We start from the raw sequence: 18418 nt of genomic DNA, 5'->3' as shown, positions 1-18418 counted from the left end.
GCGCCCCCGCCCGGGGGGGGGCCCGGGGCCCCCCGCCCGGGTCCCCTTCATGCCCCCCGGCGGGGGGGCCCCCCCGTCCCCCGCCCCCCCCCGGACCGCCATCCCCGTCAGCGAGTGCCGACCGCCGCTCGAACGGCCCGTCGGGCCAGCTGGCAGTCGTCGTGCAGCCGCCTCAGCAGCAGCCGCTGTTCCTCGCCGGACGGCGCAGCACCCGGGTGGGCCGGTCCCGGTGCCGCCGGGGTCACGTCGTGCATCGAACGCTGCACGGCCGTCTCGTAGGTACGGATCTCCCGGGTCAGTACGAGCATCAGGTTGACCAGGAAGGCGTCGCGCGCCGCAGGCCCCGCCGCCTGCGCGAGCTGACTGATCTGACGGCGCGCCACCGGAGCGTCACCGAGGACCGCCCAGAGGGTGGCCAGGTCGTACCCCGGCAGGTACCAGCCCGCGTGCTCCCAATCCACCAGCACTGGACCGGCCGGTGAGAGGAGGATGTTGGACAGGAGTGCGTCGCCGTGGCAGAACTGGCCCATGCCCTGGCGTCCCGCGGAATGCGCGATGCCGTGCACCAGCTTCTGCAGGTCGCCCATGTCCCGGTCCGTGAGCAGACCCAGCTCATGGAAGCGGGAGATGCGTTCCGCGTAGTCCAGCGGGGCGTCGAACGTCCCCGCCGGCGGCCGCCACGCGTTCAGCCGGCAGATGGCACCCAGGGCCGCCCGGATGTCCGCCCGGGGCGGAGCCTCGGCCGGATGCCGGTGCAGCGCCGCAACCCGGCCGGGCATCCGCTCGATGACCAGGGTGCAGTTGTCCGGGTCGGCCGCGATGAGCCGCGGCACCCGGACCGGCGGCCGGTGCCGCACGAACGAGCGGTAGGCAGCTATTTCATGCCGGATCCGGTCCGCCCAGATGGGGGAGAGATCCAGTAAACACTTCGCGACGGCCGTGCTGCGCCCCGTCGTTCCGACGAGGAGCACGGAGCGCCCGCTGCGGCGCAGCACCTGGACCGGAGCGAACTCCGGGCAGATCCGGTGCACCGACGCGATCGCCGTGCGCAGCTGCGCGCCCTGGGGGCCGGACAAGTCGAGTCTCCCGCTGAGCGGTTGGGTACCGAGCCCCGGAACGCGGCGCGTCCTGCCGGCACCGAGTACGGGCGCCGTCGGTCGCGCGGGGTCGAGGTAGGGGCCGCCGCTGCCCGCCGGGCGGGGGTGCAACGACCGGGGCGGTGCGGACACGGAGGACGATGCTGCATACATGGGCGGAACAGATCCCTTCGTGTGCCTGCGGGTTGCCGCGCTACCCGCCCCGGCTTCCCTGGTGCACCCTGGGGAATGTCCGTGGGGCAACCGGGTCGGGGTGGCGCGTTCCTACCTGACACCCGATGCCCAGTGGCACACCATCTGGCGCACCCTGGCGAACCCTGGCGAATAGTCGCTCAGCAACTGACAGAGGGTTACTGTCAACTCAGCCGAGAACCTGGGGGCTTGACGTGAGCGGACAACCCAACGCCCGACTGTCGGATCTGTTCGGCCTGGCCGGCTGGTCCAAGGGTGAACTCGCGAGGCTGGTCAACCGGCAGGCGGCGGCCATGGGCCACGCCCAGCTGTCGACCGACACCTCGCGGGTACGGCGGTGGATCGACATGGGAGAGATCCCGCGCGATCCGGTACCGCGGGTGCTGGCAACACTGTTCACCGAGCGTCTCGGCCGTGTCGTGACCATTGAGGACCTCGGTCTGGTCCGGCACGGGCGCATGGGTATACGGCAGGGCGACGGGAGTGCGGAACATCCCGACGGTATGCCGTGGGCGCCCGAGCGGACGGCTGCGGTCCTCACCGAATTCACGGGAATGGACCTCATGCTCAACCGACGCGGCTTGGTGGGCGCGGGTGCCGCGCTCGCCGCAGGATCCGCACTCACCAGTGCCATGCATGATTGGCTGCACACCGATCCGGCCCTCGCTTCCGACGCTCCCCAGTTCGACAATCCCCTGCATGCCGACCCCGCCGGGTTCGACCGCTACGAGGCCGCCCCCATCGGGTCACAGGAGATCGAGGAACTGGAGCGCTCGGTCGAGGTGTTCCGGGCCTGGGACGCGGCCCGCGGCGGCGGGCTGCAACGCAAGGCCGTGGTGGGCCAGCTCAACGAAGTGGGAGGCATGCTCTCCTACCGACACCCCGACCATCTGCAGCGACGCCTGTGGGGCGTCGCCGCCAACCTCGCCGTCCTCGCGGGCTGGATGTCGCACGACGTCGGCCTCGAACCCACGGCCCAGAAGTACTTCGTCATCGCCGCCCACGCGGCCCGTGAGGGCGGCGACCGGCCCCGCGCCGGAGAGGCGCTCTCCCGAGCGGCTCGCCAGATGGTGCACCTGGGCCGGCCCGACGACGCACTCGACCTGATGAAGCTCGCCAAGTCCGGTTCCGGCGACGAAGTGCTGCCGCGCACCAAGGCGATGCTCTACACCATCGAGGCCTGGGCACAGGCGTCGATGGGCAAGGGCCAGGCGATGCGCCGCACTCTGGGGCAGGCGGAGGATCTCTTCGTCTCCGACAAGGGCGACGTACCGCCGCCGAGCTGGATGCAGATGTTCAAGGAGGAGGACCTGTACGGCATGCAGGCCCTGGCCTACCGAACCCTGGCGGAGCACGAGTCGGGCGCGGCCGCACACGCACAGCACTACGCGGAGAAGGCCCTGGCCCTGCGGGTCGACGGACGGCAGCGGTCGAAGATCTTCGACTTCCTGTCCATGGCCTCGGCCTGCTTCATCGCCGACGACCCCGAGCAGGCGGACCGGTACGCACGGCTGGCCCTGGTGTCGATGGGGGCGAACTCCTCCCACCGCACCTGGGACAGGCTGCGCGAGATGTACCGGCTCACCGCCGAGTACTCCAGCTATCCGAAGATCCACGAACTGCGTGAGGAGATCAAACTCTCCCTCCCCAAGAGCGCGTTGAGGCCCAAGGGAGGCAGGAGCGCGCGGGCGTAGGAAGCCCGGGCGGGTCAACCGCAAGTCATCGAAGCAGTCGTCGGCACCAGGTCGCCGGCGATCGGCACCAGGTGGTCGGCAGCGTCAGGAGCCGACCCTGGCCACGAGCACGCAGGCGTCGTCCTCGCGCTCGTACTCGCCGAACTCCTCGACCACTGTCCGTACGCAGTCCTGGGCCGTGCGGGCCTCGTCGAAGCGCGGGGCCAGATCGAGCAGCCTCTGGACGGCGGCCGTTCCTGCGTTACTCCCGGCTTCGTCCGAGCGGGGGGCTCCCCATGGCCGGGGCACCAGACCGTCGGTGTGCAGGAGCAGCAGGTCGCCTTCCTCAAGGCTCTCCTCGGCCTGCCCGTAGACGGCACCGGAGGTCGCTCCGAGCAGCACACCCTCCGGCGCCGGCAGCACGCGCCCCGTCCCGTTGCGGAACAGCAGCGGGGCGGGGTGTCCGGCCTGCGCCCAGCTGAGGGTGCGGGTCTCGGGCCGGTAGCGGCAGCAGACCGCACTGCCGAGGGCGGGTTGGACGGAGGCGTCGAGTAACTGGTTCAACCACGCCATGAGCTGGCCGGGGTGGGTGCCCGCCACGGCCATGCCGCGCAGCGCGCCGAGCAGCATCGCCATACCCGACGTGACGGCGACTCCGTGGCCGGTGAGGTCGCCCACGCTCAACAGCGAGTCACCGTCCGGGAGTTCGAGTGCGTCGTACCAGTCGCCGCCGATCAGCGCGCTGCTGGACGACGGCAGATAGCGGGCGGCGAGGTCCAGTGTCCCGGAACCCCGCTGCGGGAACCGCAGGGAGCCGCGCCACGGCGGCAACACGGCCTCCTGCAGCTCGACCGCGAGCCGGTGCTCGGTCTGCGCGATGTGCCGGTGGCGTTGCAGCGAGTCACGGGTCTCGCTCACCGTCCGCTGGCTGCGGCGCAGTTCGCTGACGTCCCGCAGTACGGCCCACATCGAGGCGGTGCTGCCGTCGGCGTCGAGCACGGGCTCGCCCATCATGTGCACGGTCCGCACGCCCCCGTCGGGGCGGCAGATGCGGAACTCCCCGTCGATGGGTTTCGCGTCGATGAGACAGTCCGTGACCATGGCCGTCAGCCTCGGGCGGTCCTCGTCGTGCACCAGCGAGGGCAGTTCGTCGAGGGTGAGCGGGGGAGCGGCGGGGTCGCGGCCGAGGATCTGGTACAGCTCCCCGGACCAACTCGCCTCGTCCGTCAGCAGATTCCACTCGGCGCTGCCGACCCGACTCAGCAGTGAGCCGTGCCGGGATGCGGCCGGCACGGTTCGGGTGGCGGGTCCGGCTGCGGGGTGCACGGGCACGGGTGGGGGTCCGTCCCGCAATTGCGCCAAGTGTTCGTCCAGGTCGTTGAGTTGATGCACCGCCAGATCGCAGAGCGCGCGCTGCCAGCGCCCGTGCGGGTCCGCGTCGCCGTCGACGGGAGCGTCACGCCGTACGGCGTCCACCTCGCCGCGCAGCCGCCGCGTCTGCGAGATGAGCGCGTCGACCGAGCCGCGCGGGGGCGGCTGAGCGGCTGGGCGGTCCGCAGAGAGATGGGACGGCATGACGTACTCCGATGCGGGGACGGTACGACCAAGGCTGAAGGAAGGACCGTTACGACTGTTGCACAGCCTGCGACGCCCTGTAAGGGATTTGGCAACACCCGATGCGGGGGTGCATCTGGCATATGCCGTAGTCCTCTCGGGCGACTCGACCGGGTCCAATTCGGTACGTGCCTGAAGCGGTCAAGTCGTAGACGGCGTACGTGATTTGACGGCCTACAGGGGTAGGTGCGCCCGTCCTTCAATCTACTGTTCGACGGCCGTGCGTGCGAGCCCCTGAGATCAAGAAGTGAGGCAGGCTCGACGGCGGCCTGATGTCCCTCCTCGGAGGTCCGATATCCGCTCGCCCTCAGTCGGTGAGCGAGCGGATGAAGTCGTGCAGGTCGGCTGCGTAGAGGGGGGCGGGGTCGATGCCCATCGAGGTGAAGTTGCCCTCGATCTCCAGGCTCACCAGGCCGTGCATATGGGCCCAGAGCAGGGTGCTGCGTGAGGCGACCGCCGCGGACACGTGCTCGACGTCGCGGCGCTTCATCCACGCGTGGAACTGGTCTGCCGAGTCGTCCGGGACCGGCGTGGCCGGCCGGGTCAGGGCGGCGGCCACGTTCAGTACGACGTTCATGGCCGGCTGGGAGGCCTCGACCAGGCGCGTGGACTGGGCGTCGTAACCGGGCAGGGGCGCCCTGAACAACAGGCGATAGCGGTGCGGCTCTGCCAGTGCCCAGTCGCGGTAGGCCTGGGCGACCGCGGTCAGGCGTGCGGTCGCGTCTCCTGCGACCTCGTCGGCCGCGCGGCCGAGGGTGGCCGCCAGCTCGCCGTACGCGTCGATGACCAGTTCGGTGAGCAGGCTGTCGCGGTTGGCGAAGTAGCGGTAGAGCGCGGGGCCGGTCATGCCCAGCTGCTTGGCGATGGCGTTGAGGGACAGGGCCTCCGGGCCGCCGGTGGCCAGTTGCTGGAGTGCCGCCGTCTTGACCTCCTGTCGTACCTGCGCGCGGAACCGATCGCGCGGGCCTGTCCCGGTCCGGCTGTCTGTGCCCACTTCATCGCCTTCTTCGTCTGCTCGGGAGTCTGTCGGGGTGCGCTGGTGTCCAGCCCTTGACGTATCGAATATAGAGGAGCAAGCTTTAGTTAGAACCTATCACGAACACATGAAGCATTAACGAATGAAGTGCCTACGGGTGCTGCGCTTACCGATATGAAGGAGCTCTGACCGTCATGGACACCCAGACCGTCGCGGACGTGGTGACCGAAGTCGTCCTCCCGGGCGTCGTGGAGCCGTCCGGCCTGGAGATCCGGGTCCGTCCCGCCCCGCAGCCGACGGCCGGGGAGGTCGTACTGGGCCTGGAGGCGTCAGGTGTGTCCTTCGCCGAGCAGCAGATGCGTCGCGGCAAGTACTACGACCAGCCGCCGTTCCCCTTTGTGCCCGGCTACGACCTGGTCGGCGTCGTACTGCGGGTGGGCGCGGGTGTGGACGCCGCGCTGATCGGCCGCCGCTTCGCCGCGCTGACGAAGGTGGGCGGCTGGGCCGGTCAGGTCGTCGTGCCCGCCGCACGCCTCGTCGAGGTCCCTGGTGTACTGGACGCGGCCGACGCCGAGACGGTCGTGGTCAACGGCATCACCGCCTGGCAGATGCTGCACCGCATCGCCAGGGTCCGCGCCGGGCAGACCGTGCTGGTCCACGGGGCCAACGGCGGCGTCGGCTCCACTCTGGTGCAACTGGCCACCCACGCGGGAATCCGCGTCATCGGGACCGCCTCACCGCGCCATCACGACGCGGTGCGCGCACTCGGCGCGACACCGCTCGACTACCGTGCGGCCGATCTGCCCGCCAGGGTGCGGGAGTTGGCACCCGACGGTGTCGACGCCGTGTTCGACCACGTCGGAGGCGATGGAATCGTCGACTCCTTCCGCCTTCTGAAGCGGGGCGGCACGCTCGTCTCCTACGGCACCGCGGCCACCAAGAACGACGCCGGGTCCTCCCGTCTGCCGGTCCTCAAGCTCATCGGACGGCTCTTCCTCTGGAAGCTCCTGCCCAACGGCCGCCGGACGCACTTCTACAACATCTGGGCGGGGAAGCGCCGTTCCGACGCCTTCCACGACCGTCTGCGCACCGACCTCGGCCGTGTGTTCGCCCTGCTCGCCGACGGCACCATCACTGCGCAGGTCGCGGCCCGAATCCCGCTGAGCCAGGCGGCCGAAGCGATGCGGCTGGCCGAGTCCGGCACCGTCACCGGCAAGGTGATCCTCGTCCCGGACCCGGCGCAGGGCGGATCCGACGCTTCGTGACGGATCACCGGGGTGTCGCAGGCTCACTCGCCTCCTGGCCGAGCGAGGGCGAGAACCCTCGGGCGGGCTCGGGCAACACGCGGAACAGCAGCCAGCTCAGGGCCGGCATGAGGATCAGCGGTGCCAGAGCGGTGCGCAGGGACGTGGCGTCGGCGAGGCTGCCGATGAGGGGGCTGACCAGACCGCCGATGCTGACGGTCAGGCCCAGGGTGATGCCGCCGGCGGTGCCGACGCGTGTGGGCAGGTAGTCCTGCGCGAGTGTGACCTGGAGGGAGAACGGGACGTAGAGACCGGCGGAGGTGAGCGTCACGAACAGGTACAGCGCCGGGCCGGGCGCGGCCACCACTCCCGCGGTGGATCCGATCGTGAGCAGGTAGGACCAGCGGGACACGGTGACCCGGCCCCACCGGTTGGCCAGTTGGCCGCCCAGGACGGAACCCACCGCGCCGCCGGCGTAGAGCACGAACAGCGCCGCGGTGCCCGCTGCAGCGCTGCCGCCCGTGCGCTCCTCGGCGTACAGCGAGACGAAGGTGCTCAGGCCGACGAAGATGACCGACCGGCAGACCACCGCCAGGGACAGCTTCACGAAGGAGGCCCTGTCGTCACGCCCGACCGCGATCGCCGTACCGGAGCCGGCGGACCGCTGTCTCTCCAGCGCGCGCAGCACCGGCAGGCACAGCGCGCTGCCGGCGAGAGCCGGGACCACCAGCAGCGGTGTCAGGCGAAGGCCACCGGTCGCGACGACGGCGGCCACCATGAGGGGGGCCGCGGCGAAACCGACGTTGCCGCCCAACGAGAACCAGCCCATCGCACCGTGGCTGCCGCCACTGGCGAGCCGGGCGACCCGGGCGGACTCGGGGTGGTAGGCGGCCACGCCGATCCCGGACAGCGCCACGCACGCCAGCGTCAGCGGGTACGAGCCGCTGACACCGCTCAGTGCGATGCCCAGGCCGCCGAGGACGGTGCTCAGCGGGAGCAGCCAGGGCATGGCCCAGCGGTCGGTGAGCACACCGAACACAGGCTGCACCACGGAGGACAGCAGAGATGCGGCGAGCACGACGCCCGAGACCGCGGCGTAGCTGTAGGCCCGCTCGGCGACGAAGTACGGGACGAGGGACGCCACGGCGCCCTGGTAGATGTCGACGCAGCCATGCCCGATCGACAACAGAGTGATTGCTGAATTCCTTGCCACATCGCCATGGTCATCGCCGCGTGAGGTGTCGCGCTTTCGATAAACTGCCAATCAATGACGCAGATCCGCCATCAGCCGGTCGCGCCGACACGTACCCAGTGGCTGGCGTCCGGTGCCGCGATAGACGCCCACCGGCACGACGACCACCAGATCGTCTACGCCGGCCGCGGAGTGCTGGGCGTCATCACCGACGCGGGCTCCTGGGTCGCGCCGGGTACCCGCGCCATCTGGGTACCGGCCGGGACCGTGCATGCCCATCAGGCACACGGCGAACTCGAACTGCACCTGATCGGCCTTCCCCCGGGCGACAATCCGCTCGGATTGGACGAGCCGACGGTGCTGTCCGTCGGGCCGCTGCTGCGAGAGCTGATCCTTGCCCACACCCGCACCCCTGACGACGGCAGCCCCGAACGCGCCCGTCTGCGGGCCGTGTTGCTCGACCAGCTGCGGGCTTCCCCGCAGCAGCCCCTGCACCTGCCCGAGCCGACCGTCCCGCAACTCCGCGCACTGTGCGAGATCCTGCGCGCCGACCCGGCCGACAACCGTACGCTCGCCGCGCTCGGCAGGGAGACCGGGGCGAGCGACCGCACACTGTCCCGCCTCTTCAACAGCGACCTCGGCATGACCTTCCCGCAGTGGCGCACGCAGCTACGCCTCCACCACGCCCTGGTCCTGCTGGCCGAGGACACGCCGGTGACCACTGTGGCGCACCTGTGCGGCTGGTCGTCCGCCAGCGCGTTCATCGACGTCTTCCGCCGTACCTTCGGCCATACCCCAGGCACTCACCGGCCGAGGGATCGAGCGAGATGAGGGCCGGCACCGCAACTGCCCGAAGCGACGACGGGTCCGCGGGCCGCTTCGTGCAGCGGCCCGCGGACCCGGGGACACGCCGTCCTCAGCCGATGTAGAGCTGGTACGTGGCGCCGTTGCTGGTGTCGTTCGCCGAGATGAGCCGGGGCTCCCACCGCCATCCGGTGCTGGGCTTGCGGTGGTGGAACTCGACCGACTGCCCGGCGATCCACCAGTAGCCCGCCGCCGTGGTGCAGCCCTTCGGCGCGATCTCCCAGAACTGCGAGCCGCCCCAGTCGCCGTACTGGTTCTCGCCGACGAAGAAGAACTTCACCGTCTCGGAAGAGCCGCTGCAGACCTTGAGCTGTACGTACTTGGTGCCGGCGTAGGCCGTCCCCGGAACCGCCAGGCTGCCGAAGAGGGCGCTTGCGAGCAGTGTCGCCGTGGCGACTTTGCGCTTGAGACTGCGCACGGAACTACCACCGTTCTTGGGAATGGGGATGGGGTCCGACGGATCGGATCGGTCGGAGGGGGTCAATGCAGGAGACCCTGGGAACGCAGCCAGGTCCGGGCTGCTCTTCGGGGAGCCTCGCCCGCGTCGACGGAATACGTGAGCGCGGCCAACTGGCCCGTGGTCAGCGCCCTGTTGACGCGAGCAAGAGCTGCCCTGCCCGGCGCGTCCACGGCAGGGGCGCTGATGAGGGGGAAGACGTGTTCGGGCGGGATGACGGACTCGGGATCCGTCAGCACGACCAGGCCGTCCCGAGTGATCGCGGGGTCGGTGCCGCGCAGCACCAGCACGTCCGCTGTCCCCGAGGTCCCGGCAGAGGTGAGAGTGGAGTCGTACGCCTTCTTCAGGGACGCGGCGGACGGTGCGTCGGGATCACGGGAGGCGTTGCCGCCAAGAGTCAGGCGACCGTCGGCGCTGCCGAGGTCGGCGAGGCTGCGCAGGGTGTGGCGCTTGGCCGTGGTCTTGGTGACCGCGAGGACGATCCCGCGCTGCGCCCCGGCGGGCGGCAGCGCGACGATCCCCGGGGGCAGCGCCATGCTCAGCGTCGCCTCCATGTTGCCGGGCATGGTCTGAGCGCCCGGCAACGCGCGCAGCATCGTGCTCTCGTAAGCGGGTGCGATGCCGATCCTGCCCGCCACCACGGCCTCGGCGGTGTCGGCGGGGGAGGCGTACGTGGCTTTCGCCGTCCGCACCTCCTGCCCTGCAGCGGTGAGGAGTTCGCCGTAGAGCGCCGCCACGACCCGGCTCTCCGTGGAGGTGTCGGTACCGATCACGGTCGGCCCTTGACGGTCCGCGTGACCGCTGTACGTGCCTCCCGCACGCCCCTCGGCGCAGCCGGAGAGAAAGAAGAGTGAGCAGACGGCGAAAGCGACGATACGGAGCGGTGGCCGGTTCAGCAGTGCGCGCCGATTTCGGCGGACGTCATCGCCCGGTCCTTGAAATTGACGTAGCCGTAGCTGGGGTTGTCCTTGTTGAAGCCGGACTGCTGGAAGTCGTAGAGGTACCAGACGAAGTGGTCGTAGTACTTGTCCTTGAACTGGATTTCCCACCAGCCCTTGGCCTGCTGCTTGGACGTTCCGCGCTCGAGCCACCCGACACTTCGAGGTGAGATGTTGATGGTGTTGGACTCGGTGTCGGTGTGGGAGTTCTCCCAGGTGTGGCTGTAGCTGGTCTCGACGGAGGCCTCGAAGACCAGCGAGAACTTGTAGGTCGCCGAGACGGAGACGCCGATCGTGTTGCCGGCGGTGGTCGTGTCCGACCAGTCGATCCGGTGCTGGTTGGTGTTGCTCCCGCAGTTGTAGGCGGTGCTGCCGACCTGGTGTTTCGGGCCGGTGTAACCCCAGTAGCTCTGCGGGTGGAACTTGCACAGGCTGGCCCAGTTGCAGGCCTTCAGGAGTTCGGCCTGTGTCGGGTTGCCGGCAGCGAACGCCTGCGGGGCCACCAGCAGCGAGGCGCCCATGGTCAGGGCGGCGAGGGTCCCGGCCGTGCGGGAGAAACGCCTGATCGATCCGTTCCTGCGATGCCTGAATACCATTGTCCACTCCAAGAGGGGGGTGAATTTCGGAGGATGGCCCTTCGGCTGCGCATAACTATCGGGCGAGAATCATGTGCCGGTCAAGAGAGAACAAGAAAAGGGTGAGGATATTTTCGGGCGCACGGTAATTTCGGAAATACGAATGCGCACTGTCCGGAACCCTGATTCTCTCTGGATTGCGGCAGCGTTATGTTTATGGAATTACTGCGGAATGCCTATGGAATGCTTGCGGGCTCAATAGTGGGGGACGAAGTCGGCGGCTGAATCAGTGTCGCCCGCCCCCGATCCTCCCAGCCCTCCATCAGGGTTTGATCAGAACCGGATCAGAGGCGGATCACAACCCGCAGCGGCCGTGCCGGCGCCGGTGCGGCAGGTCAGCCGTACAGATGCGGGCGCGGGGCGAGTTCGACGGTCACCCGGCCGCCGGATTCCTGCGCCCGGACGCCGGCCTCGGCCACGGCGGACGCCGCGTAGCCGTCCCAGACGCTGGGGCCGGTGACCCTGCCCTGCCGGGTGGCGTCCACCCAGGCCTGGACCTCGCGGTCGTAGGCGTCCGCGAACCTTACGAGGTAGTCCTGCGCCACTTCCTCGCACGCACCGCCGGCCCCGGTCACCACCATCGCGTGCTCGTCCCCGATCCGCGCGGTGCCCGACTCGCAGACCGCCTCGCACCGCACCTGGTAACCGAAGCCGGAGTTGACGAAGACCTCCACATCCACCAGGGCGCCGCGCTCGGTCTCGAAGAGCACGAACTGCGGGTCGATCAGCCCCTCCGGTGCGTTTGTCGACGACGTCGGGCGCAGCACGGTCACCGCCGTCAGCTCCTGGTCCAGCAGCCAGCGCGCCGCATCGATCTCGTGCGCGACCGAGCTGTTGACCAGCATCGCGGTGGTGAACCCGGGTGGCGACGACACATTGCGGTGCGTGCAGTGGAGCATCAGTGGCCGCCCCAACCGCCCGCTGTCCAGCAGGGACTTCAGGCGCACGTACTCGGCGTCGTAGCGGCGCATGAAGCCGACCTGCGCCAGCCGCCGCCCGAGCCGCGCCTCGGCCTCGACCACCTGCAGGGCGCCCGCGGACTCCGGCACCATCGGCTTCTCGCACAGCACGGGCAGCCCGCGGGCGAAGGCGCCGAGCAGCGCCTCCTCGTGCGCGGGGCCGGGGGAAGCGATCAACGCCGCCCGGACGCCGGGAGCGTCGAGTGCGGCCGACACCTCGGTGTGGACCGAGACGCCTTCGATGCCCGCCACGGCGTCCTTGGCCCGCTCGGCATCGGGATCGGCCACAGCGGCAACCCTGGCGCCGCTCACCACCTGGTCGATCCGCCGTATATGGTCCGCGCCCATGTGCCCGGCACCCAGGACTGCCACACCCAACAGCTCGCTCACGCGTCCTGCACCTCTCCGCCGCCAACTCGGTTCCTGTGATCCGATTGTCGGCCGGAAAGATCAGTAACGCAGTACCCCGGCGATGCCTTTCGCGTCCGCGAGGCTGCCGTCCGGGACGAAACGGACCTCCGCGCCGGTCTCCAGGCATCGTTCGACGATCTCGTCGACGATGTCCTCGCGGGCGTCCAGATCGCCGCTCTCGGCCGGTACGAGATGCTCGCCGCCGTCGTCGCGCACGGTCACCCGGTAGTTCTCCTCGACGGCGAGCAGCCGGACCCGGCCGTCGGTCGCGTGCTGCCACACCTCGTCGACACCGGCGGCGAACTCCCTTCGGCCGCGCGCCGATTCGAGTTGCCGTGCCACCGCGTCGACGTTCTTCCGGTCCTCGGCCAGGACCACGGGTCGGACCGTCTGCCACACCGCGTCGGGGGTGGCGTGCGCCAGGCCGCCGTGCGGGATGTGGAACGCCTGCTTGGCGACCGTTCCGACCTCGTCCAGAGCCGAGAGCGCCGCTGTCTCGCCGGTGACGTAGAGCGGCCGGGGATGCTCGCGCAGGACGGCGCCCATGGCGGTGTCGGCCTCGCGCAGGAACTGGCGGGTGTGTTCGGCGCGGAAGGTGCTGGCGAGGTCGCCGACGCGTTCCTGGCGCTCGGCGTCCGGGTCCTCAAGGCTCCGGGCGAGCGGGAAACCCGCGAGGTGCTCCTCCACGACGCGGTCGGTGCCGCCGTTCCACAGCGTGACCCGGTCGGCCGAGACCGCGAGGACCCAGAACGGGCGCTCGGAGGCCTGTGCGGCGACGAGATTGCGGGTCAGGAAGGTGTCGGAGAGAACCACCCGCTCGGGCACCGTGCGGGCCAGCGACCAGACCTGGTGCTCGCCCGGCGCCGCGAAGATGACCAGGCCTTCCTCGGCATGCGCCAGATCCACCTCGGCGAGCGCCAGGTCGAGCTGTTCGACGAGGTCCGTCCGCCGCTCGCGGGTGACCGCCGGGTCGGCCTGCAGCTGCTTCTTGGCCTCGGCCACCACATTGCGCAGCCGGACCGGATCCTGGGCGTTGTCGGGCTCTCGGCGGTGGGTCGGCGTCAGCACGGACACCGCGGGGTAGGGCCGCGGCCGACGCAGCTCGGTGAGGGTTGCGGTACTCAGAGCATGCTCCATACGTGCACGATAGGACCGATTTGCCCGCAGGGCACTTGGAGCAGTGCGCCCGGCGCCGAGCAGGCCGACGAGAAGCAGGCCGAGGGTCAGAACGTGTCCGGGTCCGCCGCCGCCCAGTCCACGTCCCACGCCCGGGGCGGTTCGCCGAGCAGGACGCCGGGTGCGAGCCACTCGTACAGCTCGGCGTAGGACTCGACGGTCGTCGGGTCCGTACGGCGGCGCAGCAGCTCGGGGCCGAGCTCGCGCGGGTCCCGTACGCCCATCGCGGCCATGATCTGCGTGGCGCTGCGTACCGTCGCCCGCTGGTAGCGATGGACGCGTTGGGCCTTGTCGGCCACGACCAGGGCACGGACCCGGCGCGGGTCCTGCGTCGTGACGCCGACCGGGCAGGTGTTGGTGTGGCAGCGCTGGGTCTGGAGGCACCCGAGGGCGAACATCATCGCCCGCGCCGCGTTCGTGTAGTCCGCGCCCTGCACGAGCCGTTTCACGATGTCCGCGCCGGTGGCGACCTTCCCGCCGGCGCCGATCCGGATCCGGTCCCGCAGTCCGGTGCCGACCAGCGCGTTGTGCACGGTGACCAGACCCTCGGTGAGCGGTGTGCCCAGGTGGTCGGCGAACTCCAGCGGCGCCGCTCCCGTGCCGCCCTCCGATCCGTCGACCACGATGAAGTCGGGCGTGACGTCCTCCGCGAGCATCGCCTTGCACACGGCCAGGAACTGGCGGCGCGAACCCACGCACAACTTGAAACCGGTCGGCTTGCCGCCCGCCAGCTCCCGCATGCGCGCGACGAAGAGCACCAGTTCACGCGGGGTGGAGAAGACCCGGTGATACGGCGGCGAGACGACGGTCTCACCCTCCGGAACATCCCGGGCCCGGGCGATCTCCGTGTTCACCTTGGCGCCCGGCAACACCCCGCCGATGCCGGGCTTCGCCCCCTGGGAGATCTTCAGCGACACGCACTTGACCTCCGGCAGCGCGGCCTTGTCGGTGAACTCCCGCGCCTCGAAGTCGCCGTCGGAGGTGCGGCAGCCGAAGTACCCGGTACCGATCTCCCAGATCAGGTCGCCGCCGGCGCGCAGGTGGTACTCCGACAGACCGCCCTCCCCGGTGTCGTGCGCGAAACCGCCCAGCGCCGCCCCCTTGTTGAGCGCCAGGATCGCGTTCGAGGACAGCGCCCCGAAGCTCATCGCGGAGACGTTCAGCAGAGCCATGTCGTAGGGCTGGGTGCAGTGGGGACCTCCGACACGGACCCTCGGGGGCTCGTCCGGCACCGCGACCGGGGTCATCGAGGGCACCAGGAACTCGTGACCGCCCGCGTACACGTCCTGCTCGGTGCCGAACGGCTCCTCGGCCTCGACTCCTTTGGCCCGCTCGTACACGATGCTGCGCACATCGCGGTCGAACGGGCGCCCGTCGTAGTTCCGCTCGACGAAGTACTGCTGCAGCTCCGGGCGCAGCGCCTCCATGAGGAAGCGGAGGTGGCCCAGGAGCGGATAGTTCCGCAGCACCGAGTGGCGGCGCTGCACCAGGTCCCACCCGCCGAGGCCGGTCAGCAACAGCAGTACGCCCGCCGCGAACCACCACCAGGGCGAGACGACGCAGACCAGGACCAGCGCCCCGGCGGCGCCGAGGGCGACGAGCAGCAGTACGAGCATCCGACGCACACCCCGAGTCAAACCCATGGCGAAGGTTTGGGCGAGAGGGAGTGATCAGGGTGCCGCTCTCAGGACGGCAGCTGGACCCCCTTGGCGAGCGCCTTGTCCGCGGCGGCCTGGGACGGCTTCCACCAGGTCGTCACCGGCTCCCAGACGAGGACGGCGTGACCGGCGCCCAGCTGCCGAGCGGTGAAGGAGCGCCCGAAACGGGACGGGTCGGGGGAGACGCCGATCGAGGCCACCCGGCGGGCCTCGGGGTCGGCCGGGTCGGCGATGGTGCGGACGGAGGCGTACGCGGCCTTCCCCGCGCCGATCCGGTACGGGCCGCTGTCCCCGGCGGGCACCGGCAGGGCAGCGCCGTCGAGGTCCCCGAAGGTGACGGTGGGGATGCGGTCCACGGTGCACACCCGGGTGCCGCGGTTGGTGACGCTGAGGTGCACCACCCGGGTGTCCTTGGCCACGTGGGCCCGCACGGTGAGGGACTTCTGCGCACACGGGGCCGGCCGTGTGGCGGCAGCGCCGCTCTGGGGCGCCCCGAGGAGCAGGGCGGTGGCGGCGGTGAGGACGGTGGTGGAAAGGGCGAGGACGGGTCGGATGCGCATCGGTGGTTCCCCCTGGGTTCGGTCACGTACGGCTGCGGCGTGCGCGGGGCGACGCCTGCCCAGTGTGACGGCCGGGGAGTGCGGGAGGTTGTACCTGATCTGCCCGTGTTGTCGACCTGTATCCGTTCCGTCATCACACCCGGCAGGAGTCCGGTGGACCTGGGGCCCCGGCTCAGTCGTCCGAGACGCAGGAACTACCGCTGGGCGGCAGGGAGCCGTACAGCAGGAAGTCGTCGACCTTGCGGTGCACGCACTTGGAGGACGCGTACCCCGTGTGACCCTCGCCCTTGTTGTCGAGCACGACGGCGGAGGAGCCGAGTCGCCGGGCGGTCTCCACGGTCCAGCGGTACGGCGTCGCGGGGTCGCCACGTGTGCCGACGAGGAGCATCTTCGCGGTGTCGAGGTCGCGCACCTTCTCCCGGATGAAGTCCGTCCCCTTGGGCCGGCCGTAGCACATCAGTACCTCGGTGAGCCGGTACTGGCCGAAGACCGGTGACGCCTGCTCGTACTCGGCGCGCAGCGTGTCCAGGTCCTCGGTGACCCGGCCGGCGGTCGGGCGGTCGGGGTCGTCCGCGCAGTTGATCGCCACCAGCGCGGCGGGAAGGTTGTCGACCGGAACGTCCTGTGCGTCGACGAGCCCGCCGTCCCCCTCCCTCGGCGCCGCAGCGCTCCGACGGGTGCCCGGCAGCAAGGCGCCTCCCGACAACTGAAGAAGACCGCGGGTGTCGCCGTCCTGGACGAGGGAGGAGAGGGCCTGTTCGAGAGTGGGCCACAACTGCTCGCTGTAGAGCGCCTGTCCGATGGAGCCCACGAGGTCCTGGCCGGAGAACTGCTGCCCGAAGTCCGTCGGGACCGGGTCCTCGTCCAGGGAGTCGACCAGTTGGACGACCTGCTGCCGTGCGGTGCGCGGATCCTGGCCGAACGGACAGGCCACGTCCTTGGTGCACCAGGTGAGAAAGTCCTCCAGAGCGGTCTGCTGGCCCTCGGCGCCCACCAGCCCCTGCTCGGTGAGGGGTTCGGTGAGGGTGTCGACGCCGTCGAGCACCATCCGGCCCACCTTCTTGGGGAACTGCGCCGCGTACACGGCGCCCAGGCGCGTGCCGTAGGAGAAACCGAGGTAGTTGAGCTTCTTGTCGCCGAGCGCCCGGCGCATCACGTCCATGTCCCGCGCGGCGTCGACCGTACCTATGTGGGCCAGGACCGGTCCCGAGTGCTTCGCGCACGCGGCGGCGGCCTTCTGCAACGCCTTCAGTGTGGCTTGCGGATCACTGACGTCCGCGGTCGCGTCCGCCGTGTCCGAGGCCTCGTCCGCGCCCTCGCCGCAGCTCACGGGGGAGGACCGGCCGACACCGCGGGGATCGAAGGTGACCACGTCGTAGCCGTTCGTCAGACCCATGAAGTCCTTGCCGCCGCCGGCGAGTTCGCTGATTCCGGCACCGCCCGGGCCGCCGAAGTTCAGCAGCACCGAACCTCGCGATTTCCCGGTCCCCCGGTAACGGGCCAGTGCCACGTCAAGCGTTCCGTCGCCCGGTTTCGCGTAGTCGAGGGGGACCTTCACCTTCGCGCACTGCAGATCCTTGGGCATCTCCTCGCCCCGGCACGCCGACCACGTGATCTTCTGGCGGTAGAAGCGGGACAGATCCGGGCCATCGCCGTCGGCGGTGGCCCCGGTGGCCGCCGGGAGACCGGCCCCCAGCAGGGCCAGCGTCGCGGTCGCGGCTCCGAGCAGCGCGCAGCGTGTGTGCGTGGACAGCATCAAGGCCTCCAGGGACGCCCGACCGCGGACCGCAGGGCCTTTCTCGATCCACTGACGGGGATACCCCCTGGATCACGATAGGCGGGCATCCGGGGCCACGCCTCTGGGCGGGCGGGACGGGCCGATGTCCCTTACTCTCCGCGCCGGCGGAGCGGGAGCGGGCGTGTCGGCCCGTCGGCTCGCACGCGCCGACCGCAGCGGCTGACCCGCCCGAACTGCATCCTTTTCTGCCAGTTCGATAACCGTGACACTCGATGGAGTGAAAGCCCGATAAGCCATAACTCGGATGGTTCTTCCGCGTTTTATCCGGTGCGGGCGAGTGCCCGCGACCATGTCTGGAAGGCAGGGAACCTATGAAACGGGTTACCCGAAATGGTTTGTTCGTCCTCGCCGCCGCCTCAGGGGCGGTGGCCGTGACGATGCCGGTGTACGCCGACTCCGCCGCGGACGGCGGTACGGCGGGCTCACCCGGGCTGATCTCCGGAAACACCATCCAGCTCCCGGTGCACGTGCCCGTCAACGTGTGCGGGAACACCGTGAACGTGGTCGGGCTCCTCGACCCGGCCGCGGGCAACACCTGTGCCAACACCGGCGGCGGCACGGGCCACCAGCAGTCGCACAGCGGTACGGCGGCCAACGGCGGCGCCTCCGCACAGGGCGGCGCGGAGCATTCGCCCGGCGTGCTCTCCGGCAACGGAGTCCAACTCCCGGTGCGGCTTCCGGTGAACGTGAGCGGCAACTCGGTGAACGTGGCCGGCATCGGCAACGCGGCCGTGGGCAACGAGTCCACGAACGCCTCCACGCCCGGCGTGCACCCTCACCACCCCGCTACGCCCCCGAAGCCCCGGCCGCCGCACAGGCACACCGCGAAGCCGCCGCGCCCCGTCGCCGCGCCGCCCGCTGGATCCTCCCTCGCCCACACGGGCGCCGACCAGACCCTGCCCGCCGTCACCGGGAGCGCCGCGCTGCTGCTGGGCGGAGCGCTCCTCTACCGGCGCTTCCGCCCCGCCCGGCTC

At 70.3% G+C, this 18418-nt stretch carries 16 protein-coding genes; 4 read left to right on the top strand and 12 right to left on the bottom strand.

Annotated elements, in window-relative coordinates; all coding sequences use genetic code 11:
• Positions 1–107: 107 nt before the first annotated feature.
• Positions 108–1250, bottom strand: coding sequence for an aminoglycoside phosphotransferase family protein (locus tag ABZS97_RS37605; protein WP_356145523.1), 1143 nt, complete (start codon positions 1248–1250; stop codon positions 108–110).
• 233 nt (positions 1251–1483) lie between these two features.
• On the opposite strand from ABZS97_RS37605, the gene ABZS97_RS37600 reads away from it, so the two are divergent.
• A complete protein-coding gene (locus ABZS97_RS37600; RefSeq protein WP_356145521.1) occupies positions 1484–2983 on the top strand; it encodes a hypothetical protein in 1500 nt (499 codons plus the stop codon).
• Positions 2984–3067: 84 nt separating this feature from the next.
• Here the strand turns inward: ABZS97_RS37600 and ABZS97_RS37595 are convergent, their stop codons facing one another.
• Positions 3068–4537, bottom strand: a complete 1470-nt coding sequence (locus tag ABZS97_RS37595) for a SpoIIE family protein phosphatase (RefSeq protein ID WP_356145519.1) — start codon at positions 4535–4537, stop codon at positions 3068–3070.
• A 346-nt stretch (positions 4538–4883) separates the two neighbouring features.
• Complete coding sequence (locus ABZS97_RS37590) at positions 4884–5570, bottom strand: TetR/AcrR family transcriptional regulator (RefSeq protein ID WP_356145516.1); 687 nt, start codon at positions 5568–5570, stop codon at positions 4884–4886.
• 176 nt (positions 5571–5746) lie between these two features.
• Here ABZS97_RS37590 and ABZS97_RS37585 point away from each other — a divergent pair, with 176 nt between their 5' ends.
• A complete protein-coding gene (locus ABZS97_RS37585; protein WP_356145514.1) occupies positions 5747–6817 on the top strand; it encodes a medium chain dehydrogenase/reductase family protein in 1071 nt (356 codons plus the stop codon).
• Positions 6818–6821: 4 nt separating this feature from the next.
• Here the strand turns inward: ABZS97_RS37585 and ABZS97_RS37580 are convergent, their stop codons facing one another.
• The gene (locus tag ABZS97_RS37580) at positions 6822–8009 is read right to left on the bottom strand and encodes an MFS transporter (protein WP_356145512.1); all 1188 of its coding nucleotides are present in this window, start codon (positions 8007–8009) and stop codon (positions 6822–6824) included.
• 54 nt (positions 8010–8063) lie between these two features.
• Here ABZS97_RS37580 and ABZS97_RS37575 point away from each other — a divergent pair, with 54 nt between their 5' ends.
• Positions 8064–8819: a helix-turn-helix transcriptional regulator gene (locus ABZS97_RS37575; protein WP_356145510.1), complete on the top strand. Its 756-nt coding sequence runs from the start codon at positions 8064–8066 to the stop codon at positions 8817–8819.
• Positions 8820–8904: 85 nt separating this feature from the next.
• Here ABZS97_RS37575 and ABZS97_RS37570 read toward each other — a convergent pair whose 3' ends face one another.
• The 8 genes from ABZS97_RS37570 to ABZS97_RS37535 all read right to left on the bottom strand — a co-directional run bounded on the left by ABZS97_RS37570 (position 8905) and on the right by ABZS97_RS37535 (position 17402).
• The gene (locus tag ABZS97_RS37570; RefSeq protein WP_356145508.1) at positions 8905–9270 is read right to left on the bottom strand and encodes a hypothetical protein; all 366 of its coding nucleotides are present in this window, start codon (positions 9268–9270) and stop codon (positions 8905–8907) included.
• 62 nt (positions 9271–9332) lie between these two features.
• On the bottom strand, positions 9333–10082 hold the full coding sequence (locus ABZS97_RS37565; protein ID WP_356145506.1) for a glycine betaine ABC transporter substrate-binding protein: 750 nt from the start codon (positions 10080–10082) through the stop codon (positions 9333–9335).
• A 119-nt stretch (positions 10083–10201) separates the two neighbouring features.
• The gene (locus tag ABZS97_RS37560; RefSeq protein WP_356145503.1) at positions 10202–10843 is read right to left on the bottom strand and encodes a hypothetical protein; all 642 of its coding nucleotides are present in this window, start codon (positions 10841–10843) and stop codon (positions 10202–10204) included.
• A 374-nt stretch (positions 10844–11217) separates the two neighbouring features.
• Positions 11218–12231: a Gfo/Idh/MocA family oxidoreductase gene (locus ABZS97_RS37555; RefSeq protein ID WP_356145501.1), complete on the bottom strand. Its 1014-nt coding sequence runs from the start codon at positions 12229–12231 to the stop codon at positions 11218–11220.
• Positions 12232–12291: 60 nt separating this feature from the next.
• The gene (locus ABZS97_RS37550) at positions 12292–13389 is read right to left on the bottom strand and encodes a chemotaxis protein (RefSeq protein WP_356145499.1); all 1098 of its coding nucleotides are present in this window, start codon (positions 13387–13389) and stop codon (positions 12292–12294) included.
• 86 nt (positions 13390–13475) lie between these two features.
• On the bottom strand, positions 13476–15044 hold the full coding sequence (locus tag ABZS97_RS37545; protein WP_356145497.1) for an FMN-binding glutamate synthase family protein: 1569 nt from the start codon (positions 15042–15044) through the stop codon (positions 13476–13478).
• Positions 15045–15112: 68 nt separating this feature from the next.
• Positions 15113–15646 (bottom strand): DUF4232 domain-containing protein, encoded by a 534-nt coding sequence (locus ABZS97_RS37540; RefSeq protein WP_356145495.1) that lies wholly within the window; start codon positions 15644–15646, stop codon positions 15113–15115.
• Positions 15647–15818: 172 nt separating this feature from the next.
• A complete protein-coding gene (locus ABZS97_RS37535) occupies positions 15819–17402 on the bottom strand; it encodes an alpha/beta hydrolase (RefSeq protein ID WP_356145493.1) in 1584 nt (527 codons plus the stop codon).
• Between the two features lie 353 nt (positions 17403–17755).
• On the opposite strand from ABZS97_RS37535, the gene ABZS97_RS37530 reads away from it, so the two are divergent.
• On the top strand, positions 17756–18418 hold a 663-nt coding region (locus ABZS97_RS37530; RefSeq protein ID WP_356145491.1), incomplete at its 3' end, for a chaplin.

Origin of the sequence: Streptomyces sp. NPDC005485 (assembly GCF_040606085.1) — a bacterium.
GTDB lineage: Bacteria > Actinomycetota > Actinomycetes > Streptomycetales > Streptomycetaceae > Streptomyces.
The sequence above is the reverse complement of the archived record's forward strand: the minus strand, read 5'-3'. Positions and strand labels throughout refer to the sequence as shown.